The organism is Nostoc sp. C052 (assembly GCF_013393905.1).
Taxonomy (GTDB): Bacteria; Cyanobacteriota; Cyanobacteriia; order Cyanobacteriales; family Nostocaceae; genus Nostoc.
Genome location: NZ_CP040272.1, coordinates 1374293 through 1395421, shown reverse-complemented (window position 1 = coordinate 1395421; position 21129 = coordinate 1374293). Strand labels below are relative to the sequence as shown.

At 41.1% G+C, this 21129-nt stretch carries 25 protein-coding genes and 1 pseudogene; 18 read left to right on the top strand and 8 right to left on the bottom strand.

Annotation, left to right across the window (positions count from 1 at the left end; all coding sequences use genetic code 11):
• Nucleotides 1–224 precede the first annotated feature (224 nt).
• The 8 genes from cysH (at nt 225) to pstB (ending at nt 8345) form a co-directional block, all read left to right on the top strand.
• Nucleotides 225–950: a phosphoadenosine phosphosulfate reductase gene (gene cysH / locus FD723_RS05845; RefSeq protein ID WP_179064472.1), complete on the top strand. Its 726-nt coding sequence runs from the start codon at nt 225–227 to the stop codon at nt 948–950.
• Nucleotides 951–1018: 68 nt separating this feature from the next.
• The gene (sbcD, locus tag FD723_RS05840; RefSeq protein ID WP_179064471.1) at nt 1019–2272 is read left to right on the top strand and encodes an exonuclease subunit SbcD; all 1254 of its coding nucleotides are present in this window, start codon (nt 1019–1021) and stop codon (nt 2270–2272) included.
• 42 nt (nt 2273–2314) lie between these two features.
• A complete protein-coding gene (locus FD723_RS05835) occupies nt 2315–2944 on the top strand; it encodes a restriction endonuclease subunit R (RefSeq protein WP_179064470.1) in 630 nt (209 codons plus the stop codon).
• A gap of 377 nt (nt 2945–3321) precedes the next feature.
• Nucleotides 3322–4479, top strand: coding sequence for a sulfate ABC transporter substrate-binding protein (locus FD723_RS05830; RefSeq protein WP_179064469.1), 1158 nt, complete (start codon nt 3322–3324; stop codon nt 4477–4479).
• A gap of 87 nt (nt 4480–4566) precedes the next feature.
• Nucleotides 4567–5568 carry a PstS family phosphate ABC transporter substrate-binding protein gene (locus FD723_RS05825; RefSeq protein WP_179064468.1) on the top strand — a complete coding sequence of 334 codons (1002 nt, stop codon included), beginning with the start codon at nt 4567–4569 and terminating at the stop codon, nt 5566–5568.
• A gap of 50 nt (nt 5569–5618) precedes the next feature.
• Nucleotides 5619–6560: a phosphate ABC transporter permease subunit PstC gene (gene pstC, locus FD723_RS05820; protein WP_179064467.1), complete on the top strand. Its 942-nt coding sequence runs from the start codon at nt 5619–5621 to the stop codon at nt 6558–6560.
• 5 nt (nt 6561–6565) lie between these two features.
• The gene (pstA, locus tag FD723_RS05815) at nt 6566–7465 is read left to right on the top strand and encodes a phosphate ABC transporter permease PstA (protein ID WP_179064466.1); all 900 of its coding nucleotides are present in this window, start codon (nt 6566–6568) and stop codon (nt 7463–7465) included.
• Nucleotides 7466–7517: 52 nt separating this feature from the next.
• Nucleotides 7518–8345: a phosphate ABC transporter ATP-binding protein PstB gene (gene pstB, locus FD723_RS05810; RefSeq protein WP_179064465.1), complete on the top strand. Its 828-nt coding sequence runs from the start codon at nt 7518–7520 to the stop codon at nt 8343–8345.
• Nucleotides 8346–8589: 244 nt separating this feature from the next.
• Here pstB and FD723_RS42535 read toward each other — a convergent pair whose 3' ends face one another.
• Nucleotides 8590–8856, bottom strand: a complete 267-nt coding sequence (locus FD723_RS42535; RefSeq protein ID WP_256875086.1) for a DUF3368 domain-containing protein — start codon at nt 8854–8856, stop codon at nt 8590–8592.
• 172 nt (nt 8857–9028) lie between these two features.
• Nucleotides 9029–9280, bottom strand: coding sequence for a UPF0175 family protein (locus FD723_RS05800; protein WP_179064464.1), 252 nt, complete (start codon nt 9278–9280; stop codon nt 9029–9031).
• A 171-nt stretch (nt 9281–9451) separates the two neighbouring features.
• Here FD723_RS05800 and FD723_RS05795 point away from each other — a divergent pair, with 171 nt between their 5' ends.
• Both FD723_RS05795 and FD723_RS05790 read left to right on the top strand, forming a co-directional pair.
• Nucleotides 9452–9877, top strand: a complete 426-nt coding sequence (locus FD723_RS05795; protein ID WP_179064463.1) for a hypothetical protein — start codon at nt 9452–9454, stop codon at nt 9875–9877.
• Between the two features lie 81 nt (nt 9878–9958).
• Nucleotides 9959–12073, top strand: coding sequence for a DHH family phosphoesterase (locus tag FD723_RS05790; protein WP_179064462.1), 2115 nt, complete (start codon nt 9959–9961; stop codon nt 12071–12073).
• 146 nt (nt 12074–12219) lie between these two features.
• Here the strand turns inward: FD723_RS05790 and psb30 are convergent, their stop codons facing one another.
• Nucleotides 12220–12363 carry a photosystem II reaction center protein Ycf12/Psb30 gene (psb30, locus tag FD723_RS05785; RefSeq protein WP_069068686.1) on the bottom strand — a complete coding sequence of 48 codons (144 nt, stop codon included), beginning with the start codon at nt 12361–12363 and terminating at the stop codon, nt 12220–12222.
• Between the two features lie 338 nt (nt 12364–12701).
• Here psb30 and FD723_RS05780 point away from each other — a divergent pair, with 338 nt between their 5' ends.
• Nucleotides 12702–13052, top strand: a complete 351-nt coding sequence (locus tag FD723_RS05780; protein ID WP_179069046.1) for a YkgJ family cysteine cluster protein — start codon at nt 12702–12704, stop codon at nt 13050–13052.
• 16 nt (nt 13053–13068) lie between these two features.
• On the opposite strand, the gene FD723_RS05775 is transcribed toward FD723_RS05780, so the two are convergent.
• The gene (locus FD723_RS05775; RefSeq protein ID WP_179064039.1) at nt 13069–14181 is read right to left on the bottom strand and encodes an IS630 family transposase; all 1113 of its coding nucleotides are present in this window, start codon (nt 14179–14181) and stop codon (nt 13069–13071) included.
• Nucleotides 14182–14366: 185 nt separating this feature from the next.
• Between FD723_RS05775 and FD723_RS05770 the strand changes: the two genes are divergently transcribed.
• A complete protein-coding gene (locus FD723_RS05770; protein WP_179064461.1) occupies nt 14367–14798 on the top strand; it encodes a TMEM165/GDT1 family protein in 432 nt (143 codons plus the stop codon).
• Between the two features lie 75 nt (nt 14799–14873).
• The gene (locus FD723_RS05765) at nt 14874–15176 is read left to right on the top strand and encodes a TMEM165/GDT1 family protein (protein WP_179064460.1); all 303 of its coding nucleotides are present in this window, start codon (nt 14874–14876) and stop codon (nt 15174–15176) included.
• Nucleotides 15177–15191: 15 nt separating this feature from the next.
• On the opposite strand, the gene FD723_RS05760 is transcribed toward FD723_RS05765, so the two are convergent.
• Together FD723_RS05760 and FD723_RS05755 are read right to left on the bottom strand one after the other, a co-directional pair.
• Nucleotides 15192–15851, bottom strand: coding sequence for a phytochelatin synthase family protein (locus FD723_RS05760; protein WP_179064459.1), 660 nt, complete (start codon nt 15849–15851; stop codon nt 15192–15194).
• A 571-nt stretch (nt 15852–16422) separates the two neighbouring features.
• Nucleotides 16423–16683 carry a hypothetical protein gene (locus FD723_RS05755; RefSeq protein ID WP_179064458.1) on the bottom strand — a complete coding sequence of 87 codons (261 nt, stop codon included), beginning with the start codon at nt 16681–16683 and terminating at the stop codon, nt 16423–16425.
• Nucleotides 16684–16910: 227 nt separating this feature from the next.
• Between FD723_RS05755 and FD723_RS05750 the strand changes: the two genes are divergently transcribed.
• The 4 genes and pseudogenes from FD723_RS05750 to FD723_RS42530 all read left to right on the top strand — a co-directional run bounded on the left by FD723_RS05750 (nt 16911) and on the right by FD723_RS42530 (nt 19085).
• Nucleotides 16911–17375 (top strand): hypothetical protein, encoded by a 465-nt coding sequence (locus FD723_RS05750; protein WP_179064457.1) that lies wholly within the window; start codon nt 16911–16913, stop codon nt 17373–17375.
• Nucleotides 17376–17708: 333 nt separating this feature from the next.
• A complete protein-coding gene (locus tag FD723_RS05745; protein WP_179064456.1) occupies nt 17709–17927 on the top strand; it encodes a hypothetical protein in 219 nt (72 codons plus the stop codon).
• Between the two features lie 88 nt (nt 17928–18015).
• A pseudogene (locus FD723_RS05740) lies at nt 18016–18866 on the top strand (reverse transcriptase N-terminal domain-containing protein).
• A gap of 21 nt (nt 18867–18887) precedes the next feature.
• The gene (locus FD723_RS42530) at nt 18888–19085 is read left to right on the top strand and encodes a hypothetical protein (RefSeq protein ID WP_256875085.1); all 198 of its coding nucleotides are present in this window, start codon (nt 18888–18890) and stop codon (nt 19083–19085) included.
• An 84-nt stretch (nt 19086–19169) separates the two neighbouring features.
• Here FD723_RS42530 and FD723_RS05735 read toward each other — a convergent pair whose 3' ends face one another.
• Nucleotides 19170–19679, bottom strand: coding sequence for a transposase (locus FD723_RS05735; protein WP_218651796.1), 510 nt, complete (start codon nt 19677–19679; stop codon nt 19170–19172).
• Nucleotides 19642–20013: a transposase gene (locus FD723_RS05730; RefSeq protein ID WP_179064455.1), complete on the bottom strand. Its 372-nt coding sequence runs from the start codon at nt 20011–20013 to the stop codon at nt 19642–19644. The genes FD723_RS05735 and FD723_RS05730 overlap by 38 nt, the downstream gene beginning before the upstream one ends.
• Between FD723_RS05730 and FD723_RS05725 the strand changes: the two genes are divergently transcribed.
• Nucleotides 19922–20824: an IS630 family transposase gene (locus tag FD723_RS05725; RefSeq protein ID WP_179069045.1), complete on the top strand. Its 903-nt coding sequence runs from the start codon at nt 19922–19924 to the stop codon at nt 20822–20824. The two genes, FD723_RS05730 and FD723_RS05725, sit on opposite strands and share 92 nt — an antisense overlap.
• Nucleotides 20825–21129: the final 305 nt, after the last annotated feature.

Genomic DNA, 21129 nt, shown 5'->3' with positions numbered 1-21129 from the left:
TATGCTTATGTAATAATTTTTACTTGATGTTGAGCATTGAAAAGATGCAGAGAGGAAAATTCTTCTCCCTTGCTTTGTCCCCATTACCCCTTATCCCCAATCCCCATTCCCAAAATGTAGTAATTTCCACACAAAATAATTACCTTATCTCCGAGCGGAATACGCGTCTTAATAGAGTAAGATCAATCTTAATCAAGGTAGAAATATTTGAATAGAAGATTATCATGACAGTCTCCACGGCATCTAGAAACCAAGCGATCGCTTTTGACTTAGACAAATTAAATGAGCAATTTGAAACTGCCAGTCCCAAAGAAATACTGGCATGGTCTATAGAGAATATCCCAACGGGACTGGTGCAAACAAGCGCCTTTAACGTGGATGACATGATAATTACCCATATTCTTTACAGTGAACTGAAGTATCCCGTTCCTGTAATCTTTCTCGACACCTTGCACCACTTCCCTGAAAGTCTAGAATTAGTAGCCAAAGCCAAACAAATCTACAACCTAGACTTACAAACTTTCAAAACTCCAGATGTAGAAACCCGCGAAGCCTTTGAAGCCAAGCATGGCGATAAACTCTGGGACAAGGATATTGCCAAATTCCACCACATTACAAAAATTGAACCACTACTACGAGGTCTAGACGAACTCAACAGCGTCGCTTGGATTACCGGACGCCGCCGTGACCAAGCAGTAACCCGGGCGAATATGCCCATATTTGAATTTGATGGTAAAGGTCGGCTGAAAGTAAATCCTATAGCTACTTGGACACGTCAAGACAGTTGGGTTTACGTAGCTGAACATGGAGTCATCTACAACCCCCTCCACGACCAAGGTTATCCCAGCATCGGCGACCAACCCATTACCACCAAAGTAGGCGAAGGCGAAGACGAACGCGCCGGACGCTGGCGGGGAAGTGATAAAACAGAATGCGGAATCCATATTTAGTCATTGGTCATTTGTTATTTGTCATTAGTATTAGACAAAGGACAAATGACTAAGAACAAAGGACAAACATGATTAAAATCCTCCATCTCTCCGACATCCACATGGGAAGCGGCTTTTCCCACGGACGAATTAATCCAGCGACGGGATTAAACACACGATTGGAGGATTTTGTCAATACTTTGTCTATATGTATTGACCGAGCGCTAACAGATGCCGTCGATATGGTGATATTTGGTGGCGATGCTTTCCCGGATGCGACACCACCGCCTTATGTACAACAAGCTTTTGCCAGCCAGTTTCGCCGTCTGATGGATGCCAATATTCCCACAGTGCTGTTGGTAGGCAATCATGACCAACATTCCCAAGGACAGGGAGGGGCGAGTTTAAATATTTACCGCACTTTGGGAGTGCCAGGGTTTGTTGTTGGTGATACATTAACTACGCACTGTATCGAAACCCGTAATGGCAAAGTGCAAGTAATTACTCTGCCTTGGCTGACTCGTTCCACCCTGATGACTCGCCAAGAGACAGAAGGTTTATCTTTGGCGGAAGTCAACCAACTATTAACGGAACGTCTGCGAGTTGTTTTAGAAGGGGAAGTTCGCCGTCTTGACCCCGATGTGCCTACTATCCTTTTAGCTCACTTGATGGCTGACAATGCAACTTTGGGTGCAGAACGCTTTTTGGCAGTAGGTAAAGGCTTTACTCTACCTCTATCTTTGCTGACGCGACCTTGTTTTGATTATGTAGCGTTGGGACACGTCCACCGTCACCAAAATCTGAATAAATCCAACAACCCGCCGGTGATTTATCCAGGGAGTATTGAACGGGTAGATTTTAGCGAAGAAAAAGAAGACAAAGGCTATGTAATGCTGGAACTGGAGCGGGGAAGTGCTGAATGGGAATTTTGTCCCTTAACAGTTCGGACTTTCCAAACCATTGAGGTGGATATCTCGAAAGCAGATGATCCGCAAGGGGTGTTAATGAAAGCGATCGCTAAATATAATATTCAAGATGCTGTAGTGCGGCTAATTTACAAACTCCGCTCGGAACAGATGGATTTAATTGACAGTTCCTCTCTACATACTGCTTTAAGTTCCGCTCATACCTACACCATTCAAGCAGAATTAGTGAGTCAATTAGCTAGGCCTCGGATTCCTGAATTGAGCGCAAGTAGCAGCATCGACCCAATGGAAGCGTTAAAAACTTACTTGAACAACCGCGAAGACCTCAAGGACATTGCAACATCAATGATGGATGCAGCGCAGAAGTTGCTAGCAGATGAAGTGGAAGTTTGGCTGGAAGCAGCAACTAATGAGTAGGATAAAGCCAATTAATTTGCTATACTCCACTCTCCCAAACTTATGACGCAAACAATCCAAGCCAAGGACATTGACTTACGCTATTTAATCGATAACTTTGGTATTCAGTTAGTTTTAGATAACTCATTCTTTCACGAATGGCAAGAAAATTTACCAGAAATTGATGATTTAGACAAACAGCTTTTAGACAAGGTAAAAATGGGTTATTTAAATCTTCTTAATTACCCACCTTTACTAAAAGATGTAGTTAGAATGGCAGTTGTAGACCCATTACTTTTTATTGGGGATTTTTATCTAGCCCCGTTTTATGTAAAATCAGAAGAATCTATAGATATTGCTGTGCCAGATGAAGATGTAATCATTAAAGGCAGAATAGATACCTTGGTTTTGAAAGAGCAATTATGGGTGATGATTATTGAGTCTAAAAGAGCTTCCTTTTCAGTTGAGCAAGGACTCACACAAATTCTTGCTTATCTGTTAGGAAATATATATATTGATAAACCTAGCTTTGGAATAATTGCTACGGGAAGCGAGTTTATTTTCGTCAAATTAATGAAAGGAAATTCACCACATTATGCTTTATCAAAGGGTTTTTTGATGCGAAACCCTGGAAATGAATTGTACGATGTACTACGTATATTGAAACGCCTGACTCAGTTGGTGAGTACTTAAATTTTATTGCTTGATTATATATTCCCACAACAGGGGCGATCGCTAGATATCATACTTAAGATGCTATTATGCAGCTACTTTGTTTTACAAACAGCTTTACAGGTTAAAGAAAGTCGAGTTTCTACTACTGGTTTGTATTAATCATCACATATTTCTTAGCAAATATTATGTATGCAGCCGGATTGTTTCGCTTTCCAGCAGAACAACCCGTTTCTTGAAATGCCTTGGTAAATCAAATTGATTTGCTACTTTCGATGATAAATTTCTCACTTAATCAAAAAAATTTAATCTAGATGATAAATATTATTCTATATACCCTATAATTCTCATAATCACGGTATCCATGTAGAAATACCGTAGATTTAGGGGTGATTCTAATGAGCAAGTCGCAACAACCGATACAATTAAGTAAATTCCTGACTGAGGGAATTCAGGCTTATACTATGAAAGCTTTGCGGACTATACAACTATCGTATCAACACGCAATTAGAAGTTGGTTGAATGGACGCAGTATCCAAAGCTTTGTGAGTCTGTTTTTAATAAGTATTTTTTTGAGTATGGCAGTTGCCTCCTGTTCGGGAAGCAGTTCAGCTAGTAAAAATGATGTTAAGTTAAAACTCGTTTCATTCTCTGTCACTAAAGCCGCTCATGACCAAATAATTCCCAAATTTATCGAAAAGTGGAAGCAAGAACACAACCAAAATGTCACATTTGAGCAAAGTTATGGTGGTTCTGTAGCTCAAGCGGCTGCTGTGATTGACGGTTCGCAAGAAGCAGATATAGTACATTTGGCACTTCCACTGGATGTCAGCAAAATTGCTCTTGCAGGTTTGATCAAATCAGGTTGGGAAACCAAAGCACCGAGAAGTGGTATTGTGAGTAGGTCGGTTGCTGCGATCGTTACTCGCGAAGGCAACCCAAAAGGCATTCAGACTTGGGCAGACTTGGCAAAAGATGGCGTGAAAGTGATTGCTGCTAACCCAAAAACTTCTGGTATTGCTATCTGGGAATTCTTGGCTTTCTGGGGTTCGGTAACTCTAACAGGTGGTGATGAAGCAACAGCGCTAGATTATGTCACCAAAGTTTATAAGAATACCCCGACTCTAACGAAAGATGCCCGTGAGGCTAGCGATTTATTCTTCCAAAAAGGCGAGGGAGATGTCTTAATCAACTACGAAAATGAGGTGATTTTGGCAGGTAAAAATGGGACGAAGTTGCCTTATGTTATACCCCAAGTCAATATTTCCATTGACAATCCTGTGGCGATAGTTGATAAAAACGTTGATAAACACAGTACAAGAGAAGTTGCACAAGCATTTGTTGATTTTCTTTACTCCACAGAAGCTCAACGGGAATTTGCCAAATTACAATATCGTCCTGTTAACCCTAGCGTTACCCAAGAAGTAGCATCACAATATCCGCCAATTAAAACTTTATTCACATCTCAAGATTTAGGTGGTTGGGATATTATTCAGAGCAAGTTTTTTGGAGATGGGGCAATCTTTGACAAAATTCAAGCTGCGAACAAAGCATGATAAAAGAGATGTCATGCTGTATTCTCTACATTTTGCCGCTAGCCAAGCATAAGTAATTCTCAGTCACTTTATCTCAATTGATAATTTATGAGCTTTTGTAACCGATTTCAAAATAGCTTTTTCTTAACATCTTTAATGCTTCTTGCCAGCAGTATCACTGCTTGTAATAGCGGACAAGAATTGAAAAGTCAAGTAAGTATTGATGGTGCTGCTGTAGGTTTTCCTGTTTCTTTAGCAGTTGCAGAAGAATACGGCAAAGGCAAACCTGAAGCTAAAGTTAGTGTTGCCTCAAGTGGTACTGGTGGTGGTTTCAGTAAATTTTGTAATGGCGATATTGATATAGCTGGTGCTTCTCGTACCATTAGAGATGAAGAAATCAAAAAATGTAAAAGTAAGAATATTGAATTTGTCGAGTTACCTGTAGCTTTAGATGGTATAGCCGTAATTGCTAACCGTAAAAATAACTTTGCCAAATGTCTCACTATTAAGGAACTGGGCAAAATTTGGGGCGCAAAATCAGACGGTAAAATATTGACTTGGAATCAAGTTAATCCCAAATTTCCTAACGAAAAACTGAAGCTGTATGCTCCTGCTTCTGATACTGGAACCTTTGATTATATGACTCAAGCTGTTACTGGCAAAGCCAAGAATGGCCGTACAGATTATACCCCTAGTCACAATCAAAATCTCCTAGTACAAGGTGTGTCAGGTGATGTATCAGCCTTAGGTTATGTTGGGATATCTTACTACATTCAAAACCAAGATAAACTCAATTTAGTTGCTGTAGAAAGTCCTACAGGAAAGTGTGAAAAGCCGGTTCCTGTAGATAATGTCATCAAAAATATCTACACACCTTTGTCTCGTCCTCTATTTCTCTATGTCAGTAAAAAATCCTTAGATACCAAGCCAGCAGTTAAAGAATTTGTAGATTTTTATCTAGAAAATTCTTGGAAGTGGGTCGATAGTGTTGGTTATGTGGCACTACCTGATGAAGCTTATGTCAAGGTCAAACAAAAATTTGCTACTGGTGAAACAGGGACAAAATTCAAAAAAGCAAAACCAGGTGAACCAATCACAAACTTTATTTAAATAAAGTTCCAGTCATTGTAGTCTGAATGGAGTTAAAAAATTAACTGTTTATGCAAAATCTCAATTCTCAAGACGATCCTTATCTACTATCCAGACAATCATTGGATAAAAATCCATCTGAAGATATTTCTGAAAAGATTGTTGGGGTAATTTTATTTGCTTGTGCTTTAGTTTCGGTTTTGACAACTTTTGGAATTGTCATAATTATCTTTCAAGAGACATTTGGTTTTTTCCAAGAAGTTTCCTTTGCTCAATTCTTTCTTGATACGAAATGGACACCTTTATTTGCAGATAGGCATTTTGGTGTTTGGCCCTTGATTAATGGCACTTTCTTAACAACAGCTATTGCAATGGCGGTTGCTATTCCTTTGGGTTTATCTTCTGCCATTTATTTAAGTGAGTATGCTCAACCAAAAGTAGCAGCCGTTTTACGTCCAGCAGTGGAGCTTTTAGCGGGAATACCAACAGTAGTATATGGTTACTTTGCGCTATTGTTTGTCACACCATTGCTACGGAATATTATCCCTCTGGAAATATTCAACGCCTTGAGTGCAGGTTTAATGATGGGAGTAATGATTACTCCTACTGTTGGTTCTATCAGCTTAGATGCGATTAAAGCAGTTCCGCGCTCTTTACGAGAAGGCTCTTATGCTTTAGGTATCACTAAACTGGAAACCATTTTTAAAGTAGTTCTACCAGCTGCGCTTTCTGGAATCATTGCCTCAATTATATTGGGTATTTCTCGCGCTGTGGGTGAAACAATGACTGTTCTCATCGCCGCCGGACTACAGCCAAAGCTGACTGTTAATTTTGCCGAATCAATAGAAACAATGACAGCTTACATGGCACAAATTTCTGGAGGAGATAGTCCGCGTGGGAGTCTAAATTTCAAAACCTTATATGCTGTAGGTGCTGTTCTGTTTCTAATCACCCTAGCTTTGAATATTGTTAGTTACTGGATTGCAAATCGCTTTAAAGAAAAATACGATTAATAAGTATGGCTACAAGTTATCAACCAAATAGTTCTCTAGATTCTACGGCAGAATTTACCGATAATGTTGAAAGTAGGGAGACATTAGGAAAAGTATTTGAAGTAATTTTTTTGTTAGGATTACTGATTGGTTTATTTATCCTAGCATTACTACTTTTTGATATTTTTAAAGACGGATTAGGTAGATTTTTATCACCCGGCTTTCTGACCGAAACTCCTTCTCGTTTTGCTGACCAAGGTGGGATTCGTCCTGCAATTATCAGCAGTGTTCTTTTGGGAACTGTTGTGATTTTGGTTACTGTTCCTATTGGTGTCGGAGCAGCTTTATATCTAGAGGAGTATGCACCTAAAGCTTGGTGGACAGCGATTATTGAGATTAATATCAGTAATCTCGCAGGTGTACCTTCTATTGTTTATGGATTGCTGGGTTTAGGAGTTTTCAATTATTTACTTGGGTTTGGCCCCGCTTTGATTTCTGGTGCATTGACTTTATCTTTGTTGTCTTTGCCAGTAATTATTGTCACCTCTAGAGAAGCAATTCGCGCCGTCCCAGATTCTCTGAGAAATGCTTCTTATGGATTAGGTGTTACTAAATGGCGAACTATCAGTAGTCATGTCATACCTTATGCTATTCCTGGTATTTTGACAGGGGTGATTATTTCTGTATCTCGTGCCATTGGTGATGCAGCCTCTCTAATTGTTGTCGGTGCTGTGGGTTTTCTCACTTTTGACCCTGGTTTGTTCCAGAGATTTATGGCATTACCCATTCAAATTTACAGTTATATCACTCGTCCTGAACCGGGTTTTGCTGGTGCAGCAGCAGCGACAATTATTGCGTTGTTGCTCTTGATTTTAGCTTTAAATGGTGTTGCAATTTATATCCGGCAACGCTTCTCAATACGTTAGGTAATTAAATATCTAATTAGATACATTCACAGATTATTTGGAGAACAGCCACATGACTTATAGCAATAGTAGAAGTCAATCAGATAGTGCCACAATAGAGCAAGGTAGTAGCGTCTTTAATGTTGAAGGTGTAAAGGTATTCTATGGAGGATTTCTAGCACTTTTAGATGTTTATCTAAAGATTCCTGATAAACAAATTATTGCTTTTATTGGGCCTTCAGGATGCGGTAAAAGTACTTTACTGCGTTGCTTCAATCGGATGAATGATTTAATCCCTGGTGCTAAGGTTGAGGGTAGACTGAATTATCGCGATCGCAACATTTACGATCCTAAGATAAATTCTGTAAAATTACGCCGCCAAGTCGGAATGGTTTTTCAAAGGCCGAATCCTTTCCCCAAGTCAATATACGAAAATATTTCCTTTGGCCCCCGTGCTAATGGTTACAAAGGTAACATCGATGAATTGGTGGAAGATTCTCTTAGACGCGCTGCTATCTGGGATGAAGTGAAAGACAAACTCAAAGAGAAGGGAACTGCATTATCTGGCGGACAACAGCAACGACTTTGCATTGCCCGTGCGATCGCCATGAAGCCAGATGTATTATTAATGGATGAACCATGTTCTGCTCTCGACCCAATTTCTAGCCGCCAAGTAGAAGAACTCTGCTTAGAACTCAAGGAGCAATATACCATCATTATGGTGACACACAATATGCAGCAAGCTTCTAGAGTCGCAGATTTCACGGCTTTCTTCAATACAGAAATTGACGAGTATGGCAAACGTCGGGGCAAATTAGTCGAGTTTAATCCTACAGCTCAAATGTTCAGTTCTCCTCAAACCAAAGAAGCTGAGGATTATATCAGTGGACGCTTCGGTTAAAGAGCTTGTCCTAAGTATTTAGGATAATAGACAACCTTGTACAATAAGGTAAAACTTTGTACAGGGTTTTGTTTTGTGATTCCAGACTCACTAAAATAGCGATCGCACTACAGACTCAATCTATAATACGTAGAAGAGTCACCCTATGCTGCATAACACTCAAAAAATTTTGCTTGAGTTTTATCTGAACCCGCGATTAGTCTATTTCTCCGACATCACGTAGCACTGCATCAATGAGGCTAGGTCAGATATAAATTCCATTGGTGCGTAACTGCTCAATATATACTTTAAGCTCAACAATCAAGCCTGCTTTTTTCGCCTTACGCAAAATGCCAACAGTACCTATCCGGCGAATTCCTAAGCGTTCTGCAACCCTTCGTGCTTGAGCATCATCCAAAAGTACCGTACTATCTGGAGTGGACTGAGCCAAGGCAATAGCTTCAGCTTCTCCACGATCAACTAGGATTGATAATGGTTCTAATATCAGGGCTTCAGGGGCTTGAATTTCCAACTAAGTTAACTGACTGACGGCTTGTGCGCCAGGTAAACCTACACCTTGGATTGTTACTTCATCCTATACGGCTGTGGGAAGTAATATTCGCTGATAAAGTTGGGGTAAAAGTTCCAGTTGCGCGATAATTGCCAAGGAAATGAGGGGGTTGCTATCGGCAACGATGACAGAGTTAATCATCGCGCAATTCTTCGGCGATTTGGTCATCATCTAAGTTGATAACAGGGATTTGCAAACGTCCTAGTTCGTACATGAACTGCGGTTTGTTCATGCTGCAAAAGGTGGCGGCTTTACCAAGCGATAGTCGGCGTAGCTCAAATAGTTTGACTGCGAGCAAAAATGTGAGTTCTGCTTCTAACGCCTGGGGTGATTTACCGGAGGTAATAAGTAAGTCATCGGGATAATGAAGGGATAGGATGTGCATGATTCACTTCTGTGTTTCTGGTTCCTAATTCTGTCTTGATTATGGCTTACACCAGTCCAACTTTGTGATGGGCTGGTGTTGCTTTGCATTAGCTTAATTCTGGAAAATATGCTGAGGCTTAATAGTCAGAAATTGAAGTAATATTTAAGATTGGTACTTATACTGTGTATTATGTTTAAGATTTCGTCCTTGGCTTTAGTTACAGCTACCATTCTAGTAGCAGCAATCAATAATCCCAGTGCTACTTTAGCTCGAACTTGTGCCTCTAAGTGTGGGTCGCACCCAATTCAGTTTACACCTGGGCAATATATCCGGGTTGAAGTTATAAATAGTACACCTAACCTGATTAAAATCCAAAAACCCTCTCGGACTGATGCAATATCCTTGAGTCCAGGGCAGAAATTAAATTTAGAACAAATAGAGGGTACTGAGCCAAATACATCTCTGATATTTTGGAGCGAAAAGGGTTTATCACTACAAGCAATTGTCTCCAAACCTAACTTTGGCACGTTGCGGCTAGAACTCCGTCCAACTTGGCGCTCTCCAGGCGATCGCTCACTGTATATTATGGATGATGGTAGGATAAACGTGTTATAGGTAGCAAATAATGTTATTAGTTATGAGTCAAGAAACAACTTTCAATTCAACACTCATAACTGAAAACTCCTAACTTGTATTGTGCTAGACCGACCTGTATCTGAACTATCAAAGCCTCGTAGGCGCTTACCCGATCAGCGCTGGCAGATTTATCCGCAAAAACCAGAATTTGCCCAAAATCTGGCAGCTTTGACAAATATTTCACCGATTATCAGCCAGCTGTTGATTAATCGGGGTATGGAAACACCAGAACAGGTACAAGCATTTTTAGAGCCAGAGTCTTTAGTTTTGCCTTCGCCGTTAGAAGATTTTCCAGATTTGGCGATTAGTTTGGAGTTGTTGGAAAATGCGATCGCTTCTCAAACAAAAATTGCTATTTGTGGTGATTACGATGCTGATGGGATGACCAGCACTGCTCTACTTTTGCGTAGTCTCCGCACTTTAGGCGCACAAGTAGATTATGCTATCCCCAGCCGGATGCACGAAGGTTACGGTATTAATAAACGCATAGTTGAAGAATTTCACAGTGAAGGTGTGGGATTAATTCTAACTGTAGATAATGGGATCTCTGCGTTTGAACCAGTTGCGAGAGCTAGAGAGCTTGGTCTTGCAGTGATTATCACCGATCATCATGATATCCCCCAAAAATTACCGCCAGCTAATGCTATCCTCAACCCCAAACTAATAGCTGAATCCTCACCTTATCGGGGTGTTGCTGGTGTTGGTGTTGCTTACATTTTGGCAGTTTCTCTAGCACAACAGCTAGGGCAGACTAAGGGCTTAATCCAACCGATGCTAGCATTATTTACGCTGGGAACGATCGCAGATTTAGCCCCCTTAACTGGCGTGAATCGTCGTTGGGTGAAACGCGGTTTACAACATTTACCCAAATCCCACTTAGCTGGGATACAGGCGTTGATTCAGGTAGGCGGAGTGCAAGCTAGGGGAGATGAGGGAGCAGGGGAGCAGGGGAGCAGGGGAGCAGAGGAGAAATTTTCTAATCCAAAATCCAAAATCCAAAATCCAAAATCGTTAAAGCCTGAAGATATCGGGTTTCGCCTGGGGCCGCGAATTAATGCTATTGGTCGAATTGGTAATCCCCAGACTGTGATTGAATTGCTGACTACAGATGATATGGGGGTGGCGCTGGAAAGAGCAATGCAGTGCGAACAAGTCAACGCTTCTCGTCAGGAGATGTGTCAGCAAATTGAACAAGAAGCGATCGCTTATGTGGAGACAGAATTTGTTAGATCTCTACAGCAAGATCGTGTATTAATTGTTGTTCAACCTAATTGGCATCACGGCGTTATTGGCATCGTCGCCTCCCGCTTGGTGGAACGCTACGGTGTTCCTGTGTTTATCGGGACTTATGAAGATGAGGGACATATACGCGGTTCTGCACGCTCTATTCCAGAGTTTCATGTATTTGAAGCCTTGGAATATTGTCACGATTTACTAGGCAAATTTGGCGGACACAAAGCAGCCGGAGGATTCTCTCTACCAGCAGAAAATTTACAGATGGTGCGATCGCGTTTGATTGAGTTTGCTAACCAGTGTCTTGAACCCCAACATCTCAAACCTCTGCTCAAAATTGATGCTGAAGTCAACCTCAATCATCTCAATCAGCAGCTTTATCAACAGCTGAATGCTCTACACCCCTGCGGTATGGACAACCCCGATCCAGTTTTCTGGACACCTAATGTCCAAGTGGTTGAGCAAAAAATCGTTGGTAAGGGTCACATTAAACTGACAATTGCCCAAACTATTGATAATCAGGAGTATAAAATTAAAGCGATCGCCTGGCGTTGGGGCGACTATTTCCGCTTACCTTCGCGAGTGGATATCGCTTACAAACTGCGAGAAAATTACTTTAACGGCAACACAACCATTGAACTAGAATTAATCGGTGTCAGGTTGCCAATTCAGCTTCAACAATTTTTTGCTTCGCCACCTATTCACTCAAGCACCAACTTTGAATATAACCAGCGACAGTATACTTGTGGTTTCTATAAAAATGGTATTGAAGCAGAATTAAGAATTAAAAATTCTGAAGGGAAAGTATTAGCCATGCAGCCAGGACATATAATTGGTTTGCTAGGAACTAATCGGCAAAACGCCAAAGAAGTTGATATTTCTCAACCACAGTATGACAATATTATCCAAGCTGCCCTTCAGGCGTTATCAGTTAGGAGTTAAGAGTTAGAAGTTAGCAGTTGTTAATTAACTTATCACTTGTGACTGTGACACTGCGAGTGCTGATTTATGAGTTACGAGTATGAGTTGAGAAGAAAATTTAACTCCTCACTCCTAACTCAGCACTCAGCACTCACTACTCAGCACTCTTATAGGTTGCCGTTGCGAAATGCCAGCACAAAGATCACTGCTGGGCCAGCAATCACAATTAGCGCCACAGATAGCAATTGGAAGATAACTTCCCAATTGATACTGGTAAAAGCGTTAAACAAGTCAGACACAGCATCAAACATTTTTCTTTTCTCCTGTCAATTGCCTTAAAAAATTCAATAACTTAATTACAAAACCCGCAATCGATCATATCTGGCTATGGGTTCTTGGATTTAATTTACTTAACAAAATTATAAGAAAAGATATAAAAACGTAAAATAGGGGGATTGGGGACTGGGGGACTAGTTCGGTTAAGGCAAGAGACGCGATGAATCGCCGTCTCTACAATAATCACTCTTTCGTTTTGATGGCGATTTATCGCGTCTTTGCGATCTCGAATTTTCATCAAAAAACCTTAACTGAACCGTATTGCTTCCCAGTCCCTAATCCCCAATCCCCAATCCCCAATCCCCAATACAAAATGTCAACTTGGCAATGTGTAAAGCAATGTGGAGCCTGCTGTAATCTCGATCCAGCAGATCGTCCAGACTTAGAAGAGTATCTCTCACCATCAGAACTAGAACTCTACCTCAGCATGGTAGGCGAAGGGGGATGGTGCGTTAATTTCGACCATACCACGCGAGAATGTCGCATCTACTCAAGTCGTCCTCGGTTCTGCCGTGTGGAATCAGAAGTGTTTCAAGATATGTATGGGGTTGAACCAGAAGAAGTCAACGATTTTGCTATTGACTGCTGTCGCCAGCAAATAGAAGGAGTATACGGCGATCGCAGTCTGGAAATACTACGCTTTAATCAAGCTGTTGGGCTGTAAGTAAGCTGTTGTGCATTTAAATTGTGATAACAGCATCGCCTTTATTTTTGAGTTTTCGTCCCCATTTAATAATTAACTCTCCTTCATTTAAAAGTTGATGTAATAAATATTCTAGGTCTTCAATTGATTGAAATAGCCGATTAGCAATATATTCTTTTGTCGAGTGCCAGACCAATTCAATTAAGTTATAATCTGGGCTATATTCCGGGAGAAACTCTAAATGAATATTCGGCATTTCTGTTTCAATTTTATTAATATACTCTTGCTTTTTGTGAAAACTTGCATTATCAAGAATAATAACTATTTTTGCTCCCTTCTCCGCAAAATCTTTAGCTTGATTACCAGCTTCTACCCAATCGAAAACTATTTCTTCATAAAAGATTTTTAGGACTTTGTAAAAATTGTCTGCATTCCCTTTATCAATAAATTCTACAAATCTTTTCTTATCTGAATACCTTAATCCTCCCATCACATTAATTCTCCCTTTTCTTCTGTCTCCTCTCACGTTTTTAGAGTGACCTTTTTTACACCATGATTTTCTTCTTATCACCCTTAAACTAAAGCCACTCTCATCCCAAAACCATACCTGTAATCGTTCTGGATGCTCTTTCTCTATTCTTAAATACTCTGCTATTTTCTGTTTAAATGCTTTTCTTTTTTCTAGATTCCTCTTGGACTCTAAGCTATATTTTGTCCAGAGGTAGACGTACTTTTTTTTCTCTAATATCCTCCTTACTTGAGAACCACTTAATTGTATGCCTGTGAGTTGCTCTAAATATGTTGCTAATCTCTGCGCTGTCCATCTGCCAAACTCGTATCCTAATTCTTCTGGTTCTTTATCTATAGTTTCTAGTAATATTTCTATATACTTATCTGTGGCTTTTTTATGGTTTCCCTTCATCCTCTCATCTTTTAGGCTTTCTAGATTCTCTGGGTCTCCATGTACACACCAATATGATACTTTATTTAAAGAACAACCCAAAAATTCTGCTATGTTAGCTTGTGTTTTCCCGTCATTAAGCAACAAGAGAATTAGTATTCTTTCTCTTATTTCTCCATTTTCTTCCAGTTTTAAAGCTTTTTGTAGTTTCTCTATCTGCTGAGAAGTTAAATGATTTTTTGCTGGCATTATTCCATTTTTTGACTGAATTCAGTTTTTTATTATACCCAATTTAAATGCTGAACAGCTTAGTATGCAAGGAAGTAAAGACACGCCATAATTTTTTGTTTCTATCTTTGAAGTTGCAATTTATTACAACAATCTGAGAATATGATAGAAATATGAAAGCACCCTAGCAACCAAAACTACCACCTGTGAAACTTGACTCTGCACCTTTGGGCATTTCTGGCATAACTCAGTCTGAGGTTGAGCTAGAACTAAAAGACAGCAATGATTTTAACTTAACTCCTGCGATCGCTCCATCAGTTGGTCCTGTCGTTGCCGATAGTTCTCAAAAGCAGCAATCAGCGCTGGTAGTTTTTGGTACAACTTTTGTCACAATTTTTCTAGCAGAAATTGGAGATAAAACTCAGCTATCCACTCTGTTAATGAGTGCAGAATCTCATTCGCCGTGGGTGGTATTTATCGGTTCGGCGGCGGCGCTGATCAGCACCAGCTTATTAGGCGTACTTTTAGGTAGTTGGATAGCCAGCCGACTCAGCCCAAAAACTGTAGAAAAATCAGCAGGCGTGATGTTGTTAGTAATTTCTCTAATGCTGTTTTGGGATGTATTGGTTGGTCATTAGTCATTTGTCATTGGTTATTAGAAAAACTCCCCATTCCCCATTCCCCACTCACCATTCCCCTTTCCCCTTAATTATATGGATTGGCATCTTTTAGGACTAAGCTTTATTACAGTTTTTTTATCAGAATTGGGTGACAAAAGTCAGCTAGCGGCGATCGCACTTTCAGGGCGTTGTAATTCTCCGCGTGCAGTATTTTTTGGTGCAGCAGGCGCATTGCTGGTGACAAGCTTGTTGGGATCGTTAGCAGGGGGTGCAGTAGCCGAATTATTACCTACACGCGTTCTAAAAGCGATCGCGGCTGTCGGATTTGCTATCCTTGCAGCACGCTTGCTGTTATTTAACAATGAACCATCGGTAGATTCTGAGCAAATACCGTAGTACTCCTTAAGGAATTTATTCAGAATGGAGAGCGTTCAAGGCGATTTCTGCTGGATGAACCACCCCATTACCTGCTAGATTGACTTTCTCCTTCCTACGAAGCACAATCATGCCACGAGAGCGATTCGATGAGGAATCCTTATCCACGCAAGCGGCATATATACGCCCAATTGGGCATTTCCAAAACCGGGTATATCGTTTGGGATTTGTATCTGCAATGGTGATTTCTTGAGTTTCCGGTTCATAGTCTGCCAATAAGGAGAAGTGACCACCTTCTAAGCTTGGATTTTCATGAGCAATACGGGTATTGAAGTTAAGAATGTGGACATCATTCTCATCACAAACGGCAGCTTCAACTTCACGTGTGAATGCTTCGAGCGTCATACTCGGTTTATCAAAATGCTCCACCCGAATGGATAGAGGTATTTCTTTTCTTTCAATATAAGTTCGACAGGTATCATAGGTTTCTGCTAACGTCATACCATCATCTAAAACCGATGAGATCGGCAGTTGAGTAACATAAAAAATCTCATCAACAGTCGTCAGATATCCCAATGCGGTAAAGGCATAGGCAATGGCAGTGACATTACAACAGTAGATGGGTTGTTGAAACTGATGTAATTGAATAATTTCCAAATCTCGTTTGGAAATTTGAGCTATGTTATCAATATCCATTTTGGTGTCTCCTTGTATACATAGTATCAATTTACTCAGGATTTACGCACCAATGCGATTAGTACTTACCCATTAAATCCCTCAGAAAATTTCTAATGTATTGTTATTGACTGTATATGTGCCTTTAAATATTCTCAGCATCAGTGCGAAAATGCAAGGACATTTAAGACACTTAAGCAATTAATTGTTTCGATCAATTACAGTTAAGGCACTTAAGCTACGAGGAGAGTGAAAAATTTACAATTTTCTGGCTACGTGCCCATTAAGAACTAAGCACTGACATCTGAAATGACAATGCTTGTCCCCTTAGTCCGACGTGGACATCACCGATTATTTTTTAGTTGTCACCACTACTACATTTATTGTCTTATTTGTCAATGCATAAGTTGTAATCTTAGCCCTTTCAAGGTGTGTTATTTTGCAGCTTTTTCTGGTTTAGAATCTTAGCAGTTGAGACATGGGGCTTGTTCTTGAAGTAAGTTCGTTTTGGTTGAGCAATCTTTGGAACTCGCGGATGACGGCGAAAATTTCTCAATTTGACAAGACCTGCCAGATGTTTGAGAGTTTGTGATCATTCTGTGAAGGTCATGTTTTGAAAAACACACCACTCATCAGGGGGAATGGCAATCATCATCCCTCTGTAAGCCCCATGACGATTAGGTTGCTTCAAGCAGACCTTGACGCGGCGTGCCTTTAACAGTTGACTAATATCACGTAGCACTTTCAGACGGTGTTCGCTGCTAGCGATCGCATTCCCATCAATAATTTTTACTCGATAACCTGGTAGCAAATCAGGCGTTGTAGCATTGAGGTGTCGAATCGTAGCTTCCATTTGACCAGCAACCTCTCTGACTAGTAGTCTGCCAACCCAAAAATGCGCTTGTGAGTACTGGGGAAAGGGGAAAGGGAAAGGGGTAAGGGATTTGAAACCTTTCCCCCCGCCCCTTATCCCCAGAGGGGACCCCACCTTCCTGACAGGTGTAGGTTTTTTACGTGGGTATGAGTATTCACTGCTGAAAGGGAGAGAATGAAACTAGAAACTAGGGATGTATTCTCAAAATGCTGAACAACAAACATCTCAAACAGTGGTCATGCATAGTTTCCGAGCGGATGCCTAACTTGTCAATACCACAGGCCATAGGTTTGGCAACATGGAGCTTTGGTATGGTAGTGACAAAATCAAGTAGTCTAACCCAGGTATCTGAGTTCATTGGAGCAGTGAATAATGAAAAACCAAACACAGTCAGGCAAAGACTAAAAGAATGGTATCAGGAGGAAAAAGCCAAAAAAGGGGATAAACGGAGAACACTGGATGTGAGCAGATGCTTTGCATCATTGTTGTTGTGGGTGATTAGTTTACTGCCACAAAATATTCAGCAAATAGCACATAATGCTTTCTCTAAAAGTCCACGAACCATCACCGATACTGGACTCTCTTTTACAAAACGCTCAAACACCTGCCCTAGCAACATTTTTTTCTCCACCCAACAAATTTGCACCTCTTTTTACCAAACTACAAATTAGTTCATCACACAACACCTTGAAAGGGCTAATGTATTAGACTTGTCGGGAAATAAGAGAGAATAGACAGCAGTGGTAAGGAAGGAGTGCGATTCGTTGATTAGTGAATCACGGTAATCAGCCCGTAAATAACTAATCCAGCCCGACAGCAGATTACTGTCACTAAAGGCTGAACTCTCGGTTTGATGCAAGTGTAAGTCTTGCCATTCAGACTCAGAATTGACTCCTTATCTGCCCACACCGAAGAAGCTCGGTTCTTGTAGAGTGAAGCTGGGAACAGGGCGTAATCAGACGACCGTTGCGGGTTGACACTGGCGCTAATAGGGAGTTCCTACGATGAAACAGAGCCTAGAAAAGCGACTTATTCGCCGGGCAGGGCGCAACATAAAAACCCTAACCCCACTGGAGATTATTCCCGCCGAATTCTTCTTCAATAGCGGCAAGAGTCTAGGGAATCCAGTAGTCGAAATGGCTACATCTAACGGAACAATCAATCTCTCCGAGGGAACGAAGAAAAACGAGTTGTGGGTCAAGGGACAGTCGAACCCCAAGTAGCCCAGACGAGCGGAGGAATCCCCACAATTCGGGTAGGACAGACCGTAATTGGTCTGAGGTGTTCAGAATACACAAACTAGAGAAGAGTATGATTAGGCACAGTTACAAAACTAGTGAATCATGGGTAGCGTTACCTTGGAAGAAATTCCGCCGTAACCTATTCCGCCTCCAAAAGCGAGTGTACAAAGCTGTTCAAGTTGGAGACAAGCGGAAAGCTAGGTCACTCCAAAAGCTTATTCTAAAATCCACCTCGGCTCGATTTCTTGCAATTAGACTTGTATCTCAGCTAAATGCTGGTAAAAAGACGGCTGGTATTGATGGTAAGAAATCCCTCTCATTCCAGGAACGCTTCAACCTTGAAGAACTACTGAAAATGAATAGTGGAAATTGGAAGCATCAAGGACTACGAGAAATCCCCATCCCTAAGAAGGACGGGACTACCAGAATTCGAATTATGGTGCCACCACAAAGGCGGAGAAATTAGCTCCGTTAGTTAGAGGTTGGAGAAACTACCATAAATTCTGCAAGATGGACGGCTCAAAGTTCTCACTTTGGTTCATAAGTCACAGAGCATATACGGTATTTAACAAGGAAACCAAGAAAACACGCCACACTAGCAAGGAACTAGTCAAAAAGGCATTCCCAGCAGTTCCCTACTCCGAAAATAAACACGTCATAGTGCAAGGAAGAAAATCCCCCTATGACGGAAATATAGCCTACTGGAGCGAACGCAAAAGTAAGCTCTACGATGGCGAAACCTCTATTGCCCTTAAGAAGCAAAACCATAAATGTGCCTCCTGCGGCTTAAAGTTCATCGATGAAGAACGGGTTCACCTGCACCACATCGACGGAAATCATGCCAACTGGAAGAAAAATAATCTGGAAGCAATTCATCAGAGTTGCCACGATTACAAACATATGAGCAAAAGCGCAAGCTGAGAACATCGGAAGCTGGGTGCGGTGAAAGTCGCACGCCCAGATTTAACTGAGAGGTGCGGGGAAATAATATCCCCCATCGACTCAACCCGGTTGTCAGTGGTTCGGGAGCGATCGCTTGGGCTTGGGTTGCGATGTGGTGGTCGAGTTCGGTCTGTGCGAGGGTTTGATTGTCGGGGGCAGCAGGGGTGGCTTTCTGAACCTTACTTGCATACACAATAAAAGTTGTTTGAGCGACTGGGATTCCGATCCCTGTACCTCCAAGTGCTACCCGACTTTGAAAACAACCCTAAAAAAATCATGAACCTATCCCACTAATAATATTTTGTTAATCCAGATGTGGATAGTAGCAAGGTCAATGAATGCGTCAAAGTAAAGCTTTTGACGTTCCCATCTGACAACGAGACGGCGGTATTTGCGTTGATACCAAGCAAAACACCGCTCCTGTTGAAATCTAGGAACAGAGATTTTGATGGGTCTTCCTCTGTTTTTCTTGGTTTTCCAAACTCGTTTTGGGATTTGAGGACGAATACCTCGCTTGCGTAAAGCAGCACGTTTTTCCTTTGAGTCGTAGCCTTTATCAGTAGCCAGCACTTTGAATCGTTTACGTGGTCTACCGCGCTTCAAAGTTTTTAATTTTACCTTATCAAGCAGAGGTAAAACCTGCTCTCTCTCATTACCGTTAGCTGGAGTAGTGGAATTAGTTAAAGGCATTCCATTGCCTTCAGTCAGAGTGTGAATCAGAATACCTTTGCCTTTGCCACCATACGCAACTTCTTCACCCCCTCCTTTCCCAGGGGGAAAAAGACCCGTCAACCGCGCCAAATTCCCAATTTATCAGTCCTTTTTCATCTGCGTAGGCGTAGCCCGCCGCAGGCATCGCTAGAATACGTCCTTGTAAATGTTCAAATGTTCCATCACAACGCCATTTTTTCAACCATCGGTGGGATGAGCTTTTCGATGCCCAGATGTCCCCACGCAGTATGTCACACCATCTACACCCAGTAATCAGGATGTACAACAGGCTATTTAAAACATGACGATATGGTGCATGAGGCATTCCTTTACCACGCTTAGATGCCTGCTTAGGAAATATATCTTCAAATAACTTCCATTCCAGGTCGCTCAAACCCTCAAAACGTCCAGCCATCAACGGATACACCCAACTCAAGTCAAAAATATATTACCACAATCTTGATATTAGTGGGATAGGTTCATATAACAGTGTTCAGTTAGCTCAAAAATTAGAACAAGAACGCTCCGTAAAATTAAGTCCTGACTGGTTAAGGCAGGTACTTAAAAAAAGGGGATCATTTGGAAACGAACTTTGGATTTGTCATAAGGGGAAACAAGACTCGGTAGTACAGCAAATCAAACAGGCTGACTTAGAAATGCTGGAATTGTCTGCGGCGGCTGGAGAAATTGATTTAAAGTATGTCGATGAATCAGGGTTTTGTGCTTGGAGCGAACCGAGTTACAGTTACTACTTTCTCGGTCAACAAAAACGCTTAGAACAGAGTAAACGCCGAGGACGAAGGTTAAGTATTATTGGGTTTCTTCAACCTCTAATTAGTTTTGTGTACGGGTTGGTGATTGGCGGTGTTTCACGCAAATCTTATATCCAAATGATGGAGCTTGAAGCACTTGAAGCCCAAAAAGCAGGTCGTATCAGAGTCATCGTTGAGGACAACGGCCCGATACATCGGTGCAAAGAAGTTCAGCAATTATGGACAAAGTGGGAAGAGATGGGTTTGTACATCTTCTTTTTACCTAAATACTGCTCAGAGATGAATCCAATTGAATTGGAGTGGCAACACCTGAAAAAAAATGAACTAGCTTCTCAAACTTTTGAGGATGAATTAGACCTTGCCTATGCTGTCATTGATGGAGTTCAAAATAGAGGAGAAAAGGGAAACTACAGTACACAACGTGTAAAATTTAACTCTTATTCTTCTGCTTAATTTTTCGTTACATACTTATAAATTTTCTCCACGACTTACTTACTTGCATCTGTGCAACTAGATTATGCTAGGGCATCTACCCGAAAAAGACAAATTCTTCAGCAAGGGACTCGTATTTCCCATCGATTTGGATACTTTATTCTCAAAGAAAGGGTAATTTCTATGTTAACCAAAACATAAACGTTAATTTCTCAGTGTAAGTGCATCTCAAATGCTATTGACAAGTAGGTTTAGAGATACGATCATTAATTAGCAAAATATTGACAAATAAGCTTATTTGTTATTAATTCTTTCCTGAACTAGGA